General features: G+C 51.7%; 16 protein-coding genes. 3 read left to right on the forward strand and 13 right to left on the reverse strand.

What is annotated here, in order from left to right; translation table 11 throughout:
• Nucleotides 1–57: 57 nt before the first annotated feature.
• Nucleotides 58–951 (reverse strand): SDR family oxidoreductase, encoded by an 894-nt coding sequence (locus DP091_RS29320; RefSeq protein ID WP_113061567.1) that lies wholly within the window; start codon nucleotides 949–951, stop codon nucleotides 58–60.
• Nucleotides 952–1,081: 130 nt separating this feature from the next.
• Here DP091_RS29320 and DP091_RS29325 point away from each other — a divergent pair, with 130 nt between their 5' ends.
• Nucleotides 1,082–2,035, forward strand: coding sequence for a helix-turn-helix transcriptional regulator (locus DP091_RS29325; RefSeq protein WP_113061568.1), 954 nt, complete (start codon nucleotides 1,082–1,084; stop codon nucleotides 2,033–2,035).
• A gap of 71 nt (nucleotides 2,036–2,106) precedes the next feature.
• Here the strand turns inward: DP091_RS29325 and DP091_RS29330 are convergent, their stop codons facing one another.
• The 12 genes from DP091_RS29330 to DP091_RS29385 all read right to left on the reverse strand — a co-directional run bounded on the left by DP091_RS29330 (nucleotide 2,107) and on the right by DP091_RS29385 (nucleotide 18,372).
• Nucleotides 2,107–3,081, reverse strand: a complete 975-nt coding sequence (locus DP091_RS29330) for a ring-cleaving dioxygenase (RefSeq protein WP_113061569.1) — start codon at nucleotides 3,079–3,081, stop codon at nucleotides 2,107–2,109.
• A 331-nt stretch (nucleotides 3,082–3,412) separates the two neighbouring features.
• Nucleotides 3,413–5,011: a response regulator transcription factor gene (locus DP091_RS29335; RefSeq protein ID WP_113061570.1), complete on the reverse strand. Its 1,599-nt coding sequence runs from the start codon at nucleotides 5,009–5,011 to the stop codon at nucleotides 3,413–3,415.
• Nucleotides 5,012–5,032: 21 nt separating this feature from the next.
• Nucleotides 5,033–6,376 (reverse strand): ABC transporter substrate-binding protein, encoded by a 1,344-nt coding sequence (locus tag DP091_RS29340; RefSeq protein WP_113061571.1) that lies wholly within the window; start codon nucleotides 6,374–6,376, stop codon nucleotides 5,033–5,035.
• 15 nt (nucleotides 6,377–6,391) lie between these two features.
• Nucleotides 6,392–8,116: a cache domain-containing sensor histidine kinase gene (locus DP091_RS29345; RefSeq protein ID WP_113061572.1), complete on the reverse strand. Its 1,725-nt coding sequence runs from the start codon at nucleotides 8,114–8,116 to the stop codon at nucleotides 6,392–6,394.
• Between the two features lie 79 nt (nucleotides 8,117–8,195).
• Nucleotides 8,196–9,059, reverse strand: coding sequence for a carbohydrate ABC transporter permease (locus DP091_RS29350; protein WP_113061573.1), 864 nt, complete (start codon nucleotides 9,057–9,059; stop codon nucleotides 8,196–8,198).
• Nucleotides 9,056–10,012: a carbohydrate ABC transporter permease gene (locus tag DP091_RS29355; protein WP_113061574.1), complete on the reverse strand. Its 957-nt coding sequence runs from the start codon at nucleotides 10,010–10,012 to the stop codon at nucleotides 9,056–9,058. Before DP091_RS29355 ends, DP091_RS29350 begins: the two co-directional genes overlap by 4 nt.
• A 114-nt stretch (nucleotides 10,013–10,126) precedes the next feature.
• The gene (locus DP091_RS29360; RefSeq protein ID WP_113061575.1) at nucleotides 10,127–11,479 is read right to left on the reverse strand and encodes an ABC transporter substrate-binding protein; all 1,353 of its coding nucleotides are present in this window, start codon (nucleotides 11,477–11,479) and stop codon (nucleotides 10,127–10,129) included.
• Between the two features lie 187 nt (nucleotides 11,480–11,666).
• Complete coding sequence (locus tag DP091_RS29365; RefSeq protein WP_181469950.1) at nucleotides 11,667–12,647, reverse strand: ketoacyl-ACP synthase III; 981 nt, start codon at nucleotides 12,645–12,647, stop codon at nucleotides 11,667–11,669.
• Nucleotides 12,648–12,823: 176 nt separating this feature from the next.
• Nucleotides 12,824–14,140 carry an MBL fold metallo-hydrolase gene (locus tag DP091_RS29370; protein WP_113061577.1) on the reverse strand — a complete coding sequence of 439 codons (1,317 nt, stop codon included), beginning with the start codon at nucleotides 14,138–14,140 and terminating at the stop codon, nucleotides 12,824–12,826.
• Nucleotides 14,137–15,780: an ABC transporter permease gene (locus DP091_RS29375; RefSeq protein ID WP_113061581.1), complete on the reverse strand. Its 1,644-nt coding sequence runs from the start codon at nucleotides 15,778–15,780 to the stop codon at nucleotides 14,137–14,139. Before DP091_RS29375 ends, DP091_RS29370 begins: the two co-directional genes overlap by 4 nt.
• A 461-nt stretch (nucleotides 15,781–16,241) precedes the next feature.
• Nucleotides 16,242–17,309, reverse strand: a complete 1,068-nt coding sequence (locus DP091_RS29380) for an ABC transporter substrate-binding protein (RefSeq protein WP_113061582.1) — start codon at nucleotides 17,307–17,309, stop codon at nucleotides 16,242–16,244.
• Between the two features lie 25 nt (nucleotides 17,310–17,334).
• Nucleotides 17,335–18,372: an ABC transporter ATP-binding protein gene (locus DP091_RS29385; RefSeq protein WP_113061578.1), complete on the reverse strand. Its 1,038-nt coding sequence runs from the start codon at nucleotides 18,370–18,372 to the stop codon at nucleotides 17,335–17,337.
• A gap of 173 nt (nucleotides 18,373–18,545) precedes the next feature.
• Between DP091_RS29385 and DP091_RS29390 the strand changes: the two genes are divergently transcribed.
• Complete coding sequence (locus tag DP091_RS29390; RefSeq protein WP_181469951.1) at nucleotides 18,546–19,451, forward strand: LysR family transcriptional regulator; 906 nt, start codon at nucleotides 18,546–18,548, stop codon at nucleotides 19,449–19,451.
• A 175-nt stretch (nucleotides 19,452–19,626) separates the two neighbouring features.
• Nucleotides 19,627–20,496, forward strand: a complete 870-nt coding sequence (locus DP091_RS29395) for a hypothetical protein (protein ID WP_373456960.1) — start codon at nucleotides 19,627–19,629, stop codon at nucleotides 20,494–20,496.
• The last annotated feature ends 172 nt before the right edge of the window (nucleotides 20,497–20,668 follow it).

Consider the following 20,668-nt stretch of genomic DNA (forward strand, 5'->3'; position numbering starts at 1 on the left):
AGGGTGACCTATTCGCCATCATGGCGGTAGGTCACCCTGTTTTACATGCCTTTTCTTTTATAAAAGAGGAAGGCCTTGCTGCTTCGCATAATTGCCCCAATGCGGTCTGCGCCCATCGATGTCGCTAAATCCGTATTCATCCGACAAATCCCAGCTGGAGAGCGCCTTGCCGCTCTTGTCGGCTACATTCGGATCGGCTGCGAGAGCAGCAATGCCCTGCGCAAGGAAATAGGGGGTCTCCGACTCGATGAAATGCGGCTCCTGCGCTGCGGCATCCTGCCAATTGTCTTCCGTCACGCCAAAGTGATCCAGCATTTGTTCGGAACGCAGAAATCCTGGCGTAACGGAGAGCGCTGTTACCTGATAGGGACGCAATTCTTCCGCCATGGCAGCAGCCAGGTGGATCGCCGAAATTTTTGCCAGGCTGTAGTACAAGTTCCCGCGATACCGATACGTAGATCCATCCGTAACTTCAATGACCAATCCCCCGCCGCTGTCCACCATCAGCGGAACACCGTAATAACTTGTAATCATGTGCGTGGTAACCGCCCGCTCCTGCATCAACAATCCATCGGACAGAAACTGCTCCCAGAACGGGATATTCCAGTGCGTGAGGTTCTCGCCTCCCCATATATCATTAACGAGAATGTCCAGCCGTCCTTGCTGCTCCTCGCGAATCCGTTCAAACAATGCCTTTACCTGCTCCTCTACGGTATGGTCACATTGCACGGCGATGCCGATCCCGCCCCGCGCCGTCACCATATCCGCCGTGTCATCAATCGTCTCAGACCGCTTGATATCCGACACCTGACCACGTACGCTCCGTCCCGTGCAATACACCGTTGCCCCTGCAACACCCAGCATCACCGCAATGGCGCGGCCGGCCCCCCGGGTCGCTCCGGCAACGACGGCTACTTTACCTTGTAATGGCTTATACTCATCCTTATTCATAGCGTAACCTCCTACCTGTATACTGAATATTCCCAACATCCTTATCATACCTGTCATATATGACATCCCTTGTCTTATATCCGTGCTACAATACAGTTATCTTCTACAGATATTAAAGAGGTGACATGACTTGAGGGCGGATCGTCTATTGTCCATTATGCTGATGCTACAGAACGGGGGGAAGAAGAATACCCGTTATTTAGCGGAGCAGCTCGAGGTATCGGAACGAACGATCATACGCGATATGGAAAGTCTAAGCTCGGCCGGTATTCCCGTCTATGCGGAAAGAGGCTCCCTCGGCGGTTGGGTGCTGGAAGAGAGCTATCGAACGAACCTGACCGGGATGACGCCTGACGAACTCATCTCTCTGCTGGTTTCCAGTCACAGCCCGCTGATCGGGGATCTAGGAATCCGCAAGCAGTTTGATGCGGCCTATCAGAAATTATTGGCCTCTTCCCCCAGCTCCGTTAGGCAGGACGCCGAAATCATTCGGGAGAAAATCCATATTGATGGCGCAGGCTGGCACTCCTACCGCGAATCGCATCCGTATCTTACAGTGCTTCAGGAGGCGCTGTGGCTGGATCGTATCACCCGAATCCAATATATGAAGGGGGAGGAGCGGGTCGAAAGAATCATTCATCCGCTCGGGCTGGTTGCCAAACGCAGCACCTGGTATGTGGTCGCGGAATCCGAAGGCGAACGGCGAACCTACCGTGTATCGAGAATCGTGGATGCCGTCATGTCCGAGGATACCTTTGAGCGTCCGACCGATTTTAATCTAGCCGAGTATTGGGAGGAGTCGCTGACACGGTTCATGCAGAATCTCCCGAAGTATCCGGCACAGGTTCGAATGACCGTCTCTCTGGTCAAACGCTTTGAACGGGAGCGATACGTAAAAATAATCCGAAGCGACATGGAAAGCCGGAACGACGGATGGATAGCGGCCGATTTGGAATTCAATACCTTGGAATCGGCCTCCGCATTCCTTCTAAGCTGCGGAGCGGAAATCGAGGTGATTGCTCCGCAGGAGCTGCGCGAGCATGTTGGCACAGCAGCAAAAGCCATTTCACAGCTGTATGAATAGATAAAAAGCACCCGGCAGATGCCTCAAAATGGAGGCTTGCCCGGTGCTTTTTGCTGCGCGTATATGCGCCATCATGATGGAATGGTATGAAGAGGCTTCAGGTGCGCTTCAATCTGTTCCCGCTTCGGCTCCAGGAACGGCGGCAGCGCAAGGGATTCGCCGAGATGCTCGATATGCTCATCCGTATCAAAGCCCGGGCCGTCGGTAGCCACCTCGAACAAAATACCGTTAGGCTCTCTGAAATACAAGGAACGGAAGTAGAAGCGATCGACAAACCCGGAATTCGAAAAACCCACATCGCCAATCCGGTCGATCCATGCCCGAAGCTCCTTCTCGTCCTCTACGCGGAATGCAACGTGATGAACGCCGCCCCGACCAAGCCGCTCCTGCGGAAGGTCCGTTCGTTCCTCGACGTGCACTTCCGCTCCCGTTCCGCCTTCTCCTGTCTCAAATACAAGGATAGCCGGCTGCCCGTCTACAGGCGAGGCATACTGACCTTTGTAGCGGAAACCCATCAGCTCCGTCAATACCTTCACGGTCTGCACTGGATTAGGCACGGTAACCTGCACTGGACCTAAACCGATAATGGCGTATTCCGCCGGAACCGGTCCCTTTTCCCACGGGATGCCCCCAGGAACGCCCTCATTATGTTCATCCGAAACCAGAATGATGCGCTGGCCCTCGAAATCCCTGAAGAGAAGTGTCAATCGGCCGGCACGTTCCTTGATCTCCTCGCGTTCTACACCGTGCTCATCCAACCGCCCGGTCCAGTATTCCAAAGCGCGGTCACTGGGCACGCGAAGGGATGTTGCCGAGATGCTGTTGTTTCCCTCACGGGTCCGACCGGCCATCGGAATTTCGAAGAAGGTAAGCTCCGTCCCAGGGTTTCCTTTTTCGTCGCCGTAAAACAGATGGTATACCGAGACATCGTCCTGATTCACCGTCTTCTTAACCAAGCGCATGCCAAGAACCTTTGTATAAAATTCGAAGTTCCGCGAAGCCGCAGCCGTTAACGCGGATACGTGATGAATTCCTTTAAACTTCATGACTTCAACCTCCATCTATTTTTTTATTTATTCTTCATTAACGAAATCATGTGAACCATCCAAGGCACCTGTCCTGTTATAAATAAACGCCTTATTCAAAAAGCTGCTTCACCCTTACTTCTTCAACTTATCTTGTGCATCTGGTGCTTAATATCAGTTTAGTATTTAACTCAGGAATCGTCAAGTCTTAATATTAAGATATTTAAAATAAAAATAACAGAACTCTTTTTCCCTGATCAACTCCGGAAAAATGGATCTGTTATTCATTCCCTGCTATGCTGAAACCTATCCTCGCACGACTGGCCCATTAACACCACGAGTCTTCGCCTCTTTAAGTCTTGGATATCGCCTCTTCCCGATACTCAGAGGGTGTTTTCCCCGTTATTTTTTTGAACACCTGCGTAAAATAGCGAGGATCCTGATAACCTACCATCGGCGCTACCTGGTATACCTTCACATCCGTGTTCAGCAGTATACTCTTGGCCTTCTCGATCCGGCATTCCGTTAAGTACTCCAGAAACGTATATCCCGTTGTTCCCTTAAACAGGGTACAGAAATGGCTGATGCTCAAATCCGCCAGCTCCGATACCTCTTCAATGCTGAGATCCTTCTGGTAATTTTCCGCGATGTACTCCTTGGCTTTGCCCATAACGGCCTGAACATTGTCCTTGGCCTGCCCGGACCGGCTCTCGGCAATCCACTTGCTGAAATGGCTTTTCACGACGTCCATCAGCTGCTGAAGGGTGCCGGATGCATGAAGCTCCTGCAGCAATTCCTCCAGCGACCACTCAAACAGCACCTTCATATGCTCAAACTGCCGATACAGCACGACACTCATCTCCAGCAGCACACGCTCGGTCATCTCCCTGCTAAACGCATGCTCCTCGATATAAGCCTTGGTCTCGTCAAAAAGCTCCAGCAGCCGCTCCTTGTGAAGCGTGCGGATGCTTTCCACCATGAGCGACTCGAGATGCTTCGGATACTTCGCTTCGCTGGCCGTTTCCATCATGGAATCGGGCGTTCCGAGAAACACCCCCTCTTCCCCGGAATAAAACCGCTGGTATAAAGCGCGGACAGCGGTCTCGTAGGCCGTTCCCAAGCGGTCAATCCCGGCCATGCTGGGACTGAAACCGACCGAGCAGGACAGCTTCGTATTCCGCTTGATCAATTGCACCAAATCCCGGCCGATCTCCTCCTGCCGCTCCCTCGTCAGGTTCGGAAACAGCAGCACCCATTCGCCGCTGCGGAAAGGAAATACCGTCAGTCCGCCATGCTGCAAGGACCATTCCTCGAGGACGTTCCGTACGGCAAACAGCCACAAGCGCTTCTCGTCCATGCTCCATAACTCGTTAAGCCGCAAGTAATGATCCAACTGAATGACGGCCATCGTGTATCCATGCTCCAGCTCGCTGTCTTCCAGCCACTGCATATGCTGCAGGGGGCTTCGGTTCCCCTCGATAAATTCCGTCAGCATCCTCTCCCGGGCTAGCAGAGATAAAACCTTGATCGAGTGCAGCATTTGATCATCCGCAATCTGCTTCTCCAGGGTTCTGGCCGCCTTGGCTATCGTTTCGGTCAGCTCATCATGATCGATCGGCTTGAGCAAGTAATCGAAAGCCCCTTCGCGCAGCGCTTCCCTTGCGTATTCGAATTCGCCATACCCGCTAATGAAAATAATGATCCGCCGTGCCTGATCCGCCTTCAGCTCCTTCATGAGCGTAATGCCGTCCATACCCGGCATCCGAATATCGCTGATGATCATATGCGGCGATACTTCACGCGCCAGCTTGAGAGCGCTGTCCCCTGTCTTGGCCTCCCCAACGATTTCCAGATCCAGCTCATCCCAGGGGATGGCTGCCCTCAGACTGCGTAGAATGATCGGTTCATCATCGACCAGCATAACTCTGAATTTGCCTTCCGATCCGCCCATGACGTTCCCCCTGTCTCCTGTTTACTCTGCTGTCGTACTCCGCCTAAGCTTCCAATACCGCACCGAGGACTTCTGAATTTGCTCCAATGCGCCGGCAGCATCGATCCGTCCTCCAATCATATCCTCGATCACCTTAAGGAATGAACTGTTCACCTCGGGTGATAACGTGTTGTCGTAGGGCAGAAAGGTGCTCGTGGACTCCTCCATCAATTCCGTGACTTGGGCAAACACCGGACCGGTTTTTTTCGAATCGTAGTCAATCTTCATCGAAGGGACGCGCAGTCCTTCATACACCAGCCGAGTCTGCACTTCTGGGGTATAGAACATGCCCAGCAGCTCCAGAGCCGATTGCTTTTTCGTTTCATCCAAGTCCGATGATAGCCCGATGCCGATCGTATATCCCCCTGCCAAGGACCGTTCTTCCCCAGGAAAAAGGGACGGAAAGGGAATGACGCCGATCTCGTTCTGAAAATCCGGGTAATCCCCATTCTGGAGCAGCGTAATATCCCAGCTGCCGTTCATATACATCGCCGCTTTTCCTTCCGTGAACTGGGCAATCGCTTCTTCCGTGGAAAGATCGTTCGCGTTCGGACTGAACGCCCCTTCTTTGATCCACAGCTCCAAGTGCTCAAATGCCTCCAAGTAGGACTCATGCACAAAGCTGACCTGATCCTCTCCTTCAACCAGCCGGTCAATCAGTTCCGGCCCGGCGTAGCGATCCATGAAATAGTGGGCAAAAATCCCCGCCGGCCACCTGTCTTCGTTGCCGACCGCAAAGGGGATGATATCGTTCTCCCGAAGAACATGAATAGCTTCGTCCATCTCCACCAGCGTCTTCGGTGGGTCCAGCTTCAGCTGCCGGAATAAAGCCCGGTTATAATAGATCGGCTCTGCGTGTCCCTCGAAGGGCAGGCCATAGATCCGGTCCTCGAAGGTCCAATGGTGCAGATCCTTGAACTGCTCCTTCAATCCGGTATCCAGCAAAAAATCCGTTAAATCCATCAACCGGTTGGATCTGGCATAGGGCACGATCTCGGCTCCTCCGAACAGTACAAACATATCCGGCGGCGTCCCGGTCACCATCTCGCTCTTCAGCTTTTGTTCCCGGTGAATCGTCTGATCGATGCTCTCGAAGTTCACCTTTACATTTGGATGCGCTTTCTCATACGTGCGGACGATGCTCTCGAATACGGCCAGAACCGGCTTGTCATGCTCCTTGTTCCAGAAATGCCGAAACGTCAGTGTAATTTTCTCAGGCTGTTCCTCTTGGGCCGGTTCCTGGTTCTGTACCGTCACCCACACGACAGACAGCGCCAACAGAGCGGCGTATCCGACGATCCAGCCCCAATTCCAAAACCATCTCACCCTGCAGCCCCCCTGTCATGTCAGTATTTTCGGTATTCGTATTCGAATCAAGGAGCCGTAACCTGGGGAGGAACAGATCATCAGGCCGTAACGGCTGCCAAACCGGATCCGCAGCCTTTCATGGACATTCTTCAATCCGACCCCGTTCTCGCGATACTTCTTGAGCTGTCCCGGATCCGAATTCCACAGCTTCATCAGCGTTTCCGGATCGAAGCCCGGACCGTTGTCCTCCACGTCAATCACGATATCCTCGCCGTCCTCGGACACCCGGATGGAGATGAGTCCGCTTTCCTCCATCGGCTCGATCCCGTGATATAAAGCGTTCTCAACAATCGGCTGAACGATCAGCTTTTGCGTAACGTAGTGCTTCAGTTCATTCGGAAGTTCAATGCCGTAATCGAATTTTTCCTCAAATCTGAATTTCTGTATCCGCATGTAATGCTGGACATGCTCCAGTTCCATGCTTAGGGGGATAAGCTCATGATGCTCGCTGATACTGATACGCAGCAGCTTTCCAAGCGAAACCACCATCTTGCTGATATCCTTGTTACCCTGAAGCACGGCCATCGAATTGATCGATTCCAGTGAATTGTAGATAAAATGCGGATTGATTTGAGCGACCAGCGCCTGCAGCTCCGCTTCCTTTTTTCGTGCTTGTTCCGTCTCGACCTGTCCGATCAGCTCCTGGATCTGGGTGCTCATCCGGTTAAAGCCGTCGATTAACAAATCCGTCTCGTCTTCCGCCACGTTGTGCGACGGGATCGGAACGAAGATGCCCTGCTTGACGCGCTTCATCCCATTCACCGCGCTAATGATGCTGCGCACCATTCTGCGCACAAAAAAACGGTCGAACAGGAACGCCGACACGAGCGAGATCAATCCCAGGATCAGGGCTAGGTTGCGAATCGGGACCGATTCGGCCGAAATCAGTTTACTTGGCGTGATGGCGACCAGAAACCAATCTTTATTATGAGAAGGTGAATATGTGATCAGCGATTTTTCGCCTGCATATTGATCGATATAGTAGCCTTTTCCATTCGTCTTATAGCTATCCGAGAGAAACGGGAATTCCGTCCGCTCCCCGATATGCCCGCCTGACTTGCTAAACACGATGTGCCCCTGCTGGTTGACCAGCAAAATGTCTCCCTGCTTCAGCGTTGCCGCCTCCCAGAACACCTGATCGAGAAGATCCGGCTTCACGTAGATCACCACGGTTCCGATATCCTCCAGCGAATAATAGTCCTTGATGACCCTGGATTGAATCAAAACGGGAGCGCCGTCTGCCGCAGAACCGTTCTCGCCGGGTCCGACCCATACGGGACGCCCCTCGGCCTTCTCCACCGCTTCATACCATGCCTGCTGCCTCAGTTCCTGAATCTCCATTCCGCCATTCGTGTTATACATCAACCGGTCATTCGAATAAAAAGCAAACGACGCAATCATCGGATGATTGATCAGATTGTTGATCTCCTGCCGCCGTTCATAGGTAACCGCGTATTCCGGCTGTTTCAGCATCTGCTGAACCGATTGCTGGGTAATCGCCGAGTTCGATATCGTCGTGATTTCGTTCAAGGCGAACTTCAGTTTACGATCCGTTTCCAGGAGCGAAATCCAGTAGAAATCATTCGATTTCTTCTCCATCGCTTCCGAAAAGCTGTAATAGGATACCCCGCCCAGCGCGATGACCGGAATGAAGACCAGAAGAATAATAGCCAGCAATATCTTTCGGCGGAGTTTCATGGATCCTTCCTCCCTCCACTCTACTATGTCTATTATTCTTCATGACAGGCCGCATTCCTTGTCGACTTCACCTTGCTTGTTAACTTTTTATGGCGCCTGATGTCAGTCCCGCGATGACGTAGCGGCTGAACAATAAAAATACAATGAGTAGCGGCAGCGTCGCCGTGAAGGTGGCCGACATGATCATTCCGAAATCAAGGCCGTCCTTATTGGTGAACAATTGCTGCAGCGCAATTTGAATGGTGTAATTTTCTCTGTTTTTCAATACGACGAGCGGCCAGAAGAAATCATTCCACACATTCATGAAATTCAGAATCCCCAGTGTAGCCATCGCCGGTGTTACGACAGGAATGGCGATGTTCCAGAAAATCCGGAAATGTCCGCCGCCATCAATCCGCCCCGCTTCGATCAGCTCGGTATGAACGGCGGAAGCGATGTACTGCCGCATCCAGAAGATGCCGAAGGCATTGACCATGGCGGGCACGATCAGCGCTTTGTAGCTGTCGATCCAGTGCAGCTTGGCCATGATGACGTACTGTGGAAGCACGCCCAGCTGGGCAGGCACAAGCATTGTGGCAATAACAAAAACAAACAGCGTCTTCTTCAAAGGGAATTCATACTTGGCAAAAGCATAACCCGCCAGCGTACAGAGGAACACAACGGACAACGTAACGGCGGAAGACACAACGACCGAGTTCATCAACGCCCTGAAAAAATCCGTCCGCTCCAGCACGCGCGAGAAGTTATCCAGGAACTCCGTTCCAGGCGTAAGAAGCGGCGGAATATGAAATGCCGCATCCTTGTCATTCGTAGCCACGACAAACATCCAATAGAACGGGAAGATCGAGACCAGCGCGCCAAGGATCATGAAGAGGTAGAAGAAAAATTTGGCGATAAAACCGGGTTCATCCGGTTTTTTCCGGCTTATGGCGACTGTACTCATGCTTTTTTACCTCCCGTATCTTTACCTTCGCGGCCCACCATCATGTTCAATACCGAGAATAGAATGGTGGCGATAAACAAGAGTACCGCCGTTGCCGCAGCCGTACCGAAAAATCCGTTCTTAAATGCTTCATTATACAGATACGTGACCATCGTTACCCCTTCCTGTCGCGTAGAGCCTGTGCCGGACTGACCTAGGAATACATAAGGCTCCGTAAACAATTGGAGCGCGCCGATCGTCGATACCAAGGTAACGAATAAAATGAATGGTCGAAGAAGCGGCAGCGTGATATAGAGCAGCTGCTGGCCTCGGGTGGCACCGTCGATTTTGGCCGCCTCATAAATATCGGTCGGAATGCTCTGCAGACCCGACAGAAAAATAATGGCGTTATAGCCCATCCACCGCCACATGACCATGGACGATATTGCGATTTTGACTCCCCACCAGCCGGAGTTGAACGGTACGCTTTCCGCGCCGAAGGTGTTGAGCAGCCAGTTGACCATCCCGTTGTTGCCAAACATCGTACTGAACACCAGCGTTACGGCAACAATGGAGGTGATGTTCGGCATAAAATACAGAATGCGGAACGTGTTCTTGAACTTGTTCAAAGCCGAGTTGAGCATAACCGCAACAAATAATGCCACAATCAGCTGCGGCACGGTTCCCATCAAAGCCATAATGAGTGTGTTGCTGAAAGCGATCCAGAAGGTCGGGTCGCTTGTAATCAGCTCGTAGTTCTTGAAGCCGACATATTTCATCGGTCCGAGCGCGTCCCATTTGAAGAAGGACAAATAGATGGTAAAAAGAATCGGATACAGACCAAAGATTGCGAACAAGATAAAGAATGGCGAGATGAACGTATAAGCCGTAAACCGGCTGCGCACGGTCTCCGTCAACCGACGCCGCCTTTGCGGCACCGGCTGCGGCGCTTCTGCCGTTGCTGTGTCTGCCATGATGCACCTCCAGGTAGATAAGGATAAATCCGAATCCGAGCGAAGAGAGCTTCCTCCCTACTCGGATTCGGACGGATGACGGGCTGAATGAGCTGGCGAGGAATGCTCCTTTTCCTAGCTGCGATCAACCAGCGTCTTGATTTGTTTCATTGCGCTTTCCCATTCTTTTTGAGGGTCGGCTTTTTTCTCCAGCACGTTTTTGAGTGCGTTCTTGATGATCGTGTCGGTCTGGTCATGAAGCGGTCCGTAGTAAACCGGCTTGATGCGTTCCGCCGACTTGGCATACGCCTCGGAAATGACTTGACCGCCGAAGAATTCATCCTTCTCCTCCGTGAATGAAGGCTCGCTGTAAACCGCCGGGATGGATGGGAACAAGCCGCTGTCCTTGAACGATTTCAGCTGATTCTCTTTGTTAAGCACCCAGGAGATGAATTCGTAGGCTTCCTTCGAATGCTTGCCTTCCTTCGGCAGGGTCAGGAACGAACCACCCCAGTTGCCTGCTCCTTCAGGAAGCTGGGCAATCTGCCATTTGCCTGCGGTATCCTTCGCATTGCGGATCGTGCCGGCAATCCAAGCCGGGCCGAGCATGACGCCAAAGTCTCCATCGTTGATCGCTTTTTGCCATTCAGGAGACCACAGAATCCAGTTGCCGATCCAGCCTTCCTGAATTCCTTTTACCGTAAAGTCGTAAGCTTTTCTCACTTGCGGGTTCGTATCTCCGATAAAGGAGCCATCCTCTTTGCTGAAGTAGATTTGATCCGGGGATTGGTCGCGCACCCCGTTGTATACCAAGTCCGTCAAGTCGGCGAACGGTTTTCCTGTTTTGCTTGTGAAGTCCTTGGCTACGCTGGCGAATTTGTCCCATGAATCAATCGCTGCGCTAAACCCGTCCGGATCCGTCGGCAGTCCGGCTTGCTCAGCCAGATCCGTGCGGTAATATACGACCGTAGGACCGATGTCTGTTGGCAGGCCGAGTTGGAAGGTTCCGTCCACCGAAGTAGCCTGCTTCCATTTCCACTCCAAGTAGTTGCCTTCTAAGTCTTTAGCGCCAAGATCGTACAGATTGTAGAATTTATCCTGGTTGTTGATAAAACGCTCCATAAACGCAATTTCTAATTGGAAAATGTCAGGCGCACCCGAGCCAGCGGACAACGCTGTCGTCAGGTTGTTGTGATGTGCCGTTTGGTCTGACGTATTCTGGAATTTGAACGTGATGTTCGGATGCTCCTTCGTATATTCCTTTGCCAGATCCTCGTAGTTGGTTGTTCCCAGCGACCAGAAGGAGAGCTCGATTTTCTCTGTGGACTCGGTTCCTTCTTTCGTATTGCCTGTTTCTTCGCTGCTGCTGCCTCCCCCCGGAGATTCAGCCGTACTGCTTCCGTTACCGCCTCCGCCTCCACATGCGGCCAGCGTGAACACCATGATGACACTCAGGAGCAGCAAGCTCCATGACTTAAACCTTTTCATCGTTCTACCCCTCTTCCATGAAACGTATTTTTCTTCTTTAGTCTAATGAAAGCGGAGCCAAATTTTGAGGTGGTAAACTTTCGAATTTGAGTTGAATTTATTACGATTCAGGTTCGGTCATCCAAAAATCGCAGCACAAAAAAACCGCGTATCGTATGTCGATAGCGGTCTTATAGATATTAAGGAATCATATCGTCCATTTGACGATGGAGCCGGCATAGGTCATTCCCCCGCCAAACCCGTAAAGTAAGACGTGGTCTCCCGCTTTCAGCCGTCCTTCATCCACCGCCAGCTGAAGCGCAAGCGGAATGGAGGCTGCCGACGTATTCCCGCGGTACTCTACGCTGGTTAAGGTGCGGTCCATGGTAAATGGCCCCCGCTCGTTAATCGCCTCGATCATGCGAAGATTGGCGCTATGCGGGACAAACCAATCCACTTCTTGCGCGTTCATGCCTCCTTTGGACAGAAGGGAACGGACGCCGTCCGGAATGTTCCGAATGGCCCACTTATAAATTTCACGGCCATTTTGTACAAGACACCCGCTCTTTAAGTCCGTGCCGTCCATTTGCTCGGAGAGCGCTGTTTTATACAGATGAATGCCGCCCTCGCCAAAAGTTCCCGATACAGACGCTATGACACTTGGAGAGTCCTCATCTTTCTCCAACAATACGGCGCCGGCGCCGTCCCCAAACAATACGCATGTCGTCCGATCGGTGTAATCCGTAATCTTCGATAAGGTTTCTGCGCCGATTACCAGAATCTTACGGTAGGCTCCCCCGGATATTAATCCGTCAGCCATCTGGACCGCATATACAAATCCCGCACAAGCGGCATTCAGATCCAGCGCACCCGTGCTTGCAATGCCCAGCTTCGATTGGACTCGTGAAGCTGTACTGGGAAAGGAATATTCCGGCGTGCTTGTGGCCACAAGAATCATATCAGCATCCCGCACGGTTACGCCGTATCGATCCACCATATCCTCTACAGCCTTGATGGCGAGATCCGACACGTACTCATGCGGGGCAGCAATCCTGCGCTCCCTCATGCCTGTTCGCTGCACAATCCACTCATCACTCGTTTCAACCATCTTCTCTAAGTCCGCATTGGTTAATATCCGTTCAGGAACATAGGTCCCGATCGCCGTAATTCTTGACTTTGATTGGCTCATCATTCACACCTCCAAGTTTTTAACTATTATAACACCAAGTATTAGTACTTGGTACTAATTTATTTTAATACATGTTCTTTACAGCCTTCACCAACTTCACCTGCATCTAAACACACAACGGCCACTCCACACAAAAAACCTTTATCGCTTTCGCGATAAAGGTTCTCTAAGCACGACTAGAAATAGACTTCCTCACCAACCGACATGGAATAAATGTGAAAGTTGGAGTTCGGTGCTTCCTCTGTCAGACGGGCTTGTAACCGGTCCGTTTCTCCTTTGTCTGCATGGACGAGTACGGTATGCAGTGCCGGAACGCCGGTTATCATCTGGCGCACATCCGCCAGACCCTGGTGTACCTTATACCTGATTTTCGTGACGGAGCAGGCACCGTACGACGCCGGATGTTGAAGAAGGCGATGTCCAAAGGTCCCGTGGGAAACATGACCTGTGAGCAGAACCAGGTTCCGGCTATCGCCGGACATCTGGCGATAGTACCACTGCGCAACATTCGACTGCATCATCCCATCCGTTACGAACCATAGCGATGCCCCGTGCTTATGGAGCAAGGACTCACGTTCCGCTTCGCTAGCGGGCACGATCCAATCGTTCCGGTTCAGCATTAACTCCAGCTGATCCCTCATTCCCTGATCGGATTCCTGGCTGCGAAGCCACTCCGAACATCCAAGCAGTCGCTTCATTCCTTCAATCAGCGGCGCTTCGATCGCGATCGGCACATTTCCCCAATTCCTGTATGCCCATAGGATCATTTCCTGCCCTCGGCCGGCGGCCGGCACCGGTATCAATACCTTCCCGCCGGCTTGCAGCGTGCTCTCAATCTTTTGTTCCAATTGCTTTAGCTTATCTGCCTGTGAAGTAGCGTCCGTCCCGTATGCCGCATCCACAATAGCCAGATCCAGCAGCATGGAAGAGGGTCTGTCTACCAGCGCTGGGCTGTCATCCTCGAGCAGCAGCGATTCCGATGTGTAGTCGCCAGAATAGAAGATCCGCTTTCCTTCAGCCTGTACCAAAAACCAAACAGCCCCCACCATATGGCCGCTTCGTCCCCACATGATCTCCACGCCCGGAAGCGCCTCAAACCATGTCAACTTCTCTGCCTCTTCCTCCAGATACCGGTAACGGATCGCCAGCTGATCCTCCTCCATATAAGGAAGCTCTGCGCCTGCCCTTGCCGTGTACTCTTTCCAGGAGGCAAAGTAGGCCGTTAACTGCGCTGCCGTCTCCCGGGTGGTCCATACCTCCCCTTGATAGCCAAGCCGGTACAGGAGCGGAATCGCCACCGAGTGGTCCTCGTGGGCATGCGACAGAAACACGGCATCCAGCTTCGGTACCTGTTCTTGTTGGATCATGGGATAGTCCCCCGATCCCTCCTTCTTGACGCCGCAATCCAGGAGCAAATGAACCTGGCTGCCGCTTAGTAAATAGGCGGAGCGGCCATGCTCGCCTGCGCCGCCCCATACCGTCAGTTTCATCATGATGCATTCCACTTTCTTTTAGAATTCATAGCTTCGACCAGCAGCAACAGCAGCACCGTCATACCGACGGAGACAACGGCCATCGTCATCCCGAGAGATACCTGTCCCTGCTCAAACTGGGCAAAAATATACGTAGCCGATGTCTGCATCGATGGCGGCAGAATGAGCAGTGATCCGACCAGCTCCCGTGAAGCAATCGTGAAGGTCATGATCCATCCCGCCAGCATGCCGGGCATAATCAGCGGCAGCAGAATGCGCCGCAGTATGAGCAGAGGACCGCCTCCAAATACTTGGCCCGCCTGAAACAGAGCACCGTCAATCTGCGTAAAGCTGGCCTTTACATATTGCACCGTATACGGGAGGAACAGCACGACGTACGTCAGCACCACCATCCCATAAGTATTGTAGAGCGTAACCGGCATCCATGGCGCATTCCAGAGCAGGATCAAACCGACCACCATCACAATGCCGGGAACCGTATTCGGCAAAAGACTTAACAGATCGATGACCCGCTGCATCCTTGCCTGGGACTTGCCGATGGTCAGGGCAAAACCGGTACCGAGCAGAACGGCAATGGTAGATGCTGCAAGCGACAGGCCCAGACTGTTACCGAGCGCTTTCTGGCTGACCGATCCCCAGGACAGCAGTTCCTTGTAATGATCAAGCGTCAGATTATCCAAGGACAATCCCGCTCCCCGGAGTTTCATCAGAGATGCCGCAATGACGGAGAAATAAGGAATGCCGACAGACAATACGAGCAGCAAACCGATGTAAAAAGCGCAGAGGGCACCTTTGCTGCCGCGCAGCGAATATCTCTTGGAGCGCTGACCTTTGCCGCCGACTAGACGGTAGGTAAATCTCCGGCTGATCGTAGACTGCATGTACCACATCACCAGACAAACCGACAGCAGGACCGATGCCAGCGAGGTCGCTTTACCGAAATCGATGGGCCAGCTTGAAATATATTTGTGGATTTCCAAGGTCATTACATAATAGCCGATGCGGCGACCGAACGTTGCCGGGGTGCCGAATTCCGCAATGGTTTTGACGAACACCAGCATCGCGCCCATGCCGTAAGAGGATAACAGCAGCGGCAGAATGATTCTTCTAAACCGGTAACCAGCGCTTGCACCGTGAACCGCGCCGGCCTCCTCCAGATTACCGCCGATCCGAATCAGAGCGTCCCGCAGCAGCAGGTAAAGAAACGGAAACAAATGCAGACTCATGATCAGCACCATCCCCCCGAAGCTGAAGAAGGAATCGCTCCATCTCGCGGCTCCCGGCAGCCACTGCTGCAAATATCCGCCCTTTTGCATAAACAGAATCCAGCCCATCGAACCGATATACGGCGGGGTCATGAACGGAATCATCAAAATCACGTCCACCCACCGATGCTGTCCCAACCGGGTTTTGGCCATCATCCAGGCGAGCGGCAGCGCGAGCAGTGTCGATCCTGCCACCACGCATACCCCCAGCCAGATGGATTGCAGCAAAATACCGGACAGCTCATGACCGGCTATCGTTCGTATCGGCGCCAGCCAATCGAAGTGCTGATCCGGGTATACACTCTGCCAGAAAATTAGCAGCAATGGCACACCGATGCCTATGATAAGAAGAAAAAGGGCGAGTATAACGCCCATTTTCCGTAAAAAACGCTGACTGTCCAAGATGACAGGTCTCACTCTCGGTTCACCTCACATTGCCTTCCTGTGGTTCGCTCCTAGAGGTTGTTCAAAAAGCCCGATTTTGATAAGAGAAACGTCTATTGACGTACCTTCAACGTAGCCAGACCACCTTTAGCTGTAGTTTTTCTTGCGATATGGAATTCCATCAGATATTCTGATAACTTATAAATTCTATATCTAACACGAAGTGAATCAAGAAGCAACTCGGCATCGAATCTTGAATTCATCCGGGCCTAAGTAGTAGCTTCCGAAGTATGTTTCCTACGGAAACATTTCAGGTGCTCACGTACAAGCTACGTACGCTCCACTCCTCACTCCCTAGCTTCATCCAACTGAAGCGTTTTGAAAAAACGCACATCGGAAGTATAAGCTTCGGTGCTGAAAACCGACCTTTTTGAACACGAACTCTAATGAACTTACTTGAATACTTCGGAAAAACGTGCCGCCGTCTCATCCCCATGGTCATTCATCCAAGCCCAATCCACTTTAAACACCGGAATATCCTTCAGATTGGTCCGGCCTTCAGCCTCCACATCGACACGGCCCGGAATCAGATAGGCATCCGCCACCAGTTTCTGTGCTTCGTCCGACAGCAAGTAGTCGATGAAAGCCTTGGCATTATCCACGTTCGGACTGGATTTCAAAATCGCAGCCGGTCTCGGACTCACGACAGTTCCTTCCTCCGGGTATACAATATCAAGCGGCTCGCCTTTGGCTTTGGCCGAATACGCCATATAATCCACGCCTGCGGCAACCAAGCTTTTGGCACCGGTGATCACCGGGTCCAGCGCTTCCAGATTCGCTCCTGCCATAGCCGTGCCATTGGCTTTATAATCCTCGAACAGTTTCCAGCCTGCGTCGCCCTTCACACTCAAATAGCCCGTGATAAAATCCAGCGCCGATCCCGACAGCGTCGGATCCGGAATATTGACCGCGTCCTTCCACTCCGGCAAGGCCAAGGCAGACCAGCTTTGAGGCGGCGCAGAGACCAGATTGGTGTTGTATACAATCCCCAGCGCCGATGCGCTAGTGCTGAAATAGTTTCCTTCGGCGTCAGACCAATCTTTATTCAGCTTGTCCGCATTCGCGGCTTCAGGATAAGGCAATGTCAGACCATCCGCCTTCAGCGCCTGTGCGGAGGGGAGAGATGCAAGAATGACAACATCCGCAACCGGATTCGATTTTTCCGCTTCCATCCGTGCCAAAATTTTGCCTGTCGTGCCTTGGAACATCTCTACCTTTACTCCGGTCTTTGCTTCAAAACCGCTCACGATATTGTCGGCAAGCTTTTGAGGACCTGCGCTGTAGAGAACGAGCTTGCCTCCGGCTTGCGTACTCCCCGATGCAGATGATTTGCCTGTATCCTGTGCCGGCATAGTAACGGAATCCCCATTTGGGGTACTGCCGCATCCAAACAGACTTAGGCTCATGACAGATGCCAGCAACAGCATCGCGCTTTTTCTCGGTAACTTCAATTGACTCATCATTTCTCCCCAACTCCCCTTCATCTTAGCCTGCAGCAGCAGGCGTGCGTTTTGCTGTATTTTGATACATGTCTGTATTCTTATCAGGACTTGTTCCTTCACCCATCCGACAGACCTTATGTGGAGACACGTACAGATTTACGCGTTCTCCGACAGGCACCCTCTTGTCCAGATAAGCGGTCCACTTGTCCAAACCCTCCACCTGCAAGCGAATTTCGTATCGCTCGCCTACATAGCTCACGCTTAGCACGGTTGCCTGATAGCATACATCCTCCGAGCTTGTCCTGCTCCAGGTCACATGCTCCGGCCTCACCATGGAATGATCCACCGTCAGCCAGTTGGATTTGCCGATAAACGAAGCCACAAAGGGATGACTAGGTGTTTCATAAATCATCTCCGGGGTTCCACGCTGCAGGACTTCTCCCTTCCGCATGACCACAATTTCATCGGACATCGACATGGCTTCCACCTGATCGTGTGTGACATAAAGAGCAGTCAGCCCCATATCCTTCACAAGCGACATCATTTCAATCCGCATTTCCTCCCTAAGCACGGCATCCAGCGCACTTAGAGGTTCATCGAACAGTACCAGTGCCGGACGAATGGCTACTGCTCTGGCAAATGCAACCCGCTGCTGTTGTCCTCCGGACAGCTGATGCGGATAACGGTCCCCCATCCCTTCCAAGCGGACCATGGCCAGCGCTTCGGTTACTTTTGGTCTGAGATCCGCCTTAATCTTGGCCGCCTTTAATCCGAAGGCAACGTTCTCGTATACCGTCATATGCGGCCAGAGGGCAAAATCCTGAAATACCATCCCGAAGCTGCGTTTGTGTGCCGGCACGTCAATCTTTTTGTGTGCGGAGTAAATACATCGGTCTTCCGCATAGATTTCTCCTCCGTCCGGCTGTTCCAGTCCGGCGATCATCCTGAGCATTGTCGTTTTGCCGCAGCCTGATGGCCCGAGCAATGTGGTGAATTGGCCATGACGCAGTTTTAAATCGGTAGGAAGTAGAGCGGGTGTTCCCTGAAATGATTTTTGAATGCCCCTGATTTCAATATCCACTTTTGATCCCAACCTGTCTTCTTAAGCTATTTCCAGTGTAAGGGGTGCGTTTAAGCGTTGTATTAGACTAATGTAAACTCGGAATTAACTTTTTGTTTGAATTCTGTTGATACTCATAGATTAAATCTATATAGAGAGCATAAATAAGGAATAATCAAGGGAGAGATATACGAATGAATCTGATGAAGCTGCAAATTGTGGAGCTGATCGACCGCCATCATCATATGACCAGCGTGGCAGAAATACTTGGCATTAAGCAGCCCACGGTTACTTTTCATATGAAGTCACTAGAAGAGGAATTACAAGTTCGGCTGTTCGAGTCCCGAAGCGGAAAAACATTTCTCACCGAAGCTGGACAAGCTCTCCTGCATTATGCAGTAAAAATAAACGCGCTTGCCAAGGAGTCGGAACGAGTCGTCCGCGAATACGACAGCTTATATCGGGGAACGCTGCACATTGGAGCCAGTTATGTCCCTGCCACCTATCTGCTGCCCGCGATATTGAATGCCTTTGCCCGCGAGTTTCCCGGAATACGGATCTCCTTATCCGTCAAGCCTTCACCGGTTATCCGCGACATGCTGACGCGGCACCAGATTGATCTGGGCATTATTTCTTCTGAGCCCTTTACGGGTCCCAGTCTCCAGGCCGAGTCCTTGTGTAGGGATGATCTGTCCCTAATATGTTCGCCTGACCATCCGCTAGCCAAAACGGATTCGCTGCAGCCCGAGCAGATCATTCGCACTCCCTTTGCCTTGCATGGAACCGAATCCAGCACAAGACAGCTAACCGACCTATGGCTTACGCAGCATGGTTTGCGTATGAGGAGTCCGGTAGAGCTGGACTCGCTGGAAGCGATCAAGCAACTTGTATTGTTAGGGGATCATATTTCCTTTATGTCGCGGATGGCGGTACAGCGGGAGCAGCAAGAAGGCTTATTGCACATTCTGCCGATTCCAGGCCATCGGGCATCCCGGCATATATACAGCGTCCATAATCGAGACCGTCTTCCTTCCATACAAATTCAGCGTTTTCAAGAGGTCTTGCGCGAAGTGGGCAAGCAATTGGAGCAAGTCCTGTAATTGGAGCAAGTCCTGTAATAGAAGGGCTCTGTAAGCCATGTGGATGGATTAACAAAAAATGTATGCCGCTATTCAATAATTCTATAGATATTTGATACAGTCGCCCTCCCCCGTTAACAGCTCACTATTATTCAGCGTTTAAAGTAAGCTGTGTACCTAAATCCAGCTTATGGGAGTGATTGTATTGAGAAAGTGGAAACAACTGACGTTGTCTTTCATGGTAGGTTTCGCGGCGCTAGGAAGTGGATTAACCGGACTCCAGACAGCGGAGGTTTCAGCCGCCGCCAATGCCGTTCCTTCGTACGAAGTGAAGCTCCTTGCCAAACCCGAAACCGTGCTGGAATCCGGCGGGAGCCTGCGGAGCGAAGTCATTCAAGCATTCGGAATAACCTCTATTCCCCAAGCGATCGGTGTAGCTTACTATGACACGGACAATTTAGGTCTGAATGCTGAAGGCTGGGACGTCCGTTTTCGAAAAAAAGAGGATAAAGATAACTACGAGCTTACCTATAAGAAACGGTATCCCATCGTGGATGGAGATATTAACGCCGCGCTCAGCCTGGCAAACCAGGAAGGCTTTGACGCTTCGGATGACAATTACGAAGCAGAGATTGATTGGGGCTACGGCAAACAAACGCTTAGCTTCTCCAATACCAAGAATATAAGCACGAATACAACCGGCACAACGCTCCCATCCGAGCAAGACGCTTTGGCTTTACTGCTGGACAAAATCCCAGGAAAGCTCAATAAATGGTCCTCCCCGAATTGGGGTGAACAAAAGCTCTCACAGTCCCGAATCCATGGACCGCTGACGTTCTACCGCTATGAAGGATCATGGAATGGCCAGAAAATGAGCCTCGAGGTTTGGCCTATTCGTAATGCAGACGGCACAGGAACCGAGAATTTGATCGAAATCTCATTTAAAACATCCGATGTCTCGGTTGCTTCCCAACTCCGATCAGAACTTATGGACACCCTCGATTCTAACGGTTGGCTGCTTCCTATGGACGGCTTGAAAACACAACTGATATTGGAACGATATTAAGCTAAAAAACATGTTGGATAAGGAAGCTATTAAAGTAAAGAAAAGAAGGGCGCCCTTCTTGCTGATGCTACATGATTCTGTTCAGATGTTCGTAAGGGTATAACAAAAAAGACCGCTATCGATGACTCGATAACGGTCTTTATGGTTGTTCGCTTGGCGACGTCCTACTCTC

Source organism: Paenibacillus sp. MDMC362 (genome assembly GCF_003269305.1).
Taxonomy (GTDB): Bacteria; Bacillota; Bacilli; order Paenibacillales; family Paenibacillaceae; genus Paenibacillus_AQ.

Excerpts from the sequence above, each read along its gene's own strand:
- DP091_RS29320 (WP_113061567.1), bottom strand. The coding sequence starts at position 951 with ATGAATAAGGATGAGTATAAGCCATTACAAGGTAAAGTAGCCGTCGTT.
- DP091_RS29330 (WP_113061569.1), bottom strand. The coding sequence starts at position 3,081 with ATGAAGTTTAAAGGAATTCATCACGTATCCGCGTTAACGGCTGCGGCT.
- DP091_RS29335 (WP_113061570.1), bottom strand. The coding sequence starts at position 5,011 with ATGGGCGGATCGGAAGGCAAATTCAGAGTTATGCTGGTCGATGATGAA.
- DP091_RS29345 (WP_113061572.1), bottom strand. The coding sequence starts at position 8,116 with ATGAAACTCCGCCGAAAGATATTGCTGGCTATTATTCTTCTGGTCTTC.
- DP091_RS29350 (WP_113061573.1), bottom strand. The coding sequence starts at position 9,059 with ATGAGTACAGTCGCCATAAGCCGGAAAAAACCGGATGAACCCGGTTTT.
- DP091_RS29355 (WP_113061574.1), bottom strand. The coding sequence starts at position 10,012 with ATGGCAGACACAGCAACGGCAGAAGCGCCGCAGCCGGTGCCGCAAAGG.
- DP091_RS29360 (WP_113061575.1), bottom strand. The coding sequence starts at position 11,479 with ATGAAAAGGTTTAAGTCATGGAGCTTGCTGCTCCTGAGTGTCATCATG.
- DP091_RS29365 (WP_181469950.1), bottom strand. The coding sequence starts at position 12,647 with ATGAGCCAATCAAAGTCAAGAATTACGGCGATCGGGACCTATGTTCCT.
- DP091_RS29370 (WP_113061577.1), bottom strand. The coding sequence starts at position 14,140 with ATGATGAAACTGACGGTATGGGGCGGCGCAGGCGAGCATGGCCGCTCC.
- DP091_RS29375 (WP_113061581.1), bottom strand. The coding sequence starts at position 15,780 with ATGGGCGTTATACTCGCCCTTTTTCTTCTTATCATAGGCATCGGTGTG.
- DP091_RS29380 (WP_113061582.1), bottom strand. The coding sequence starts at position 17,309 with ATGAGTCAATTGAAGTTACCGAGAAAAAGCGCGATGCTGTTGCTGGCA.
- DP091_RS29390 (WP_181469951.1), top strand. The coding sequence starts at position 18,546 with ATGAATCTGATGAAGCTGCAAATTGTGGAGCTGATCGACCGCCATCAT.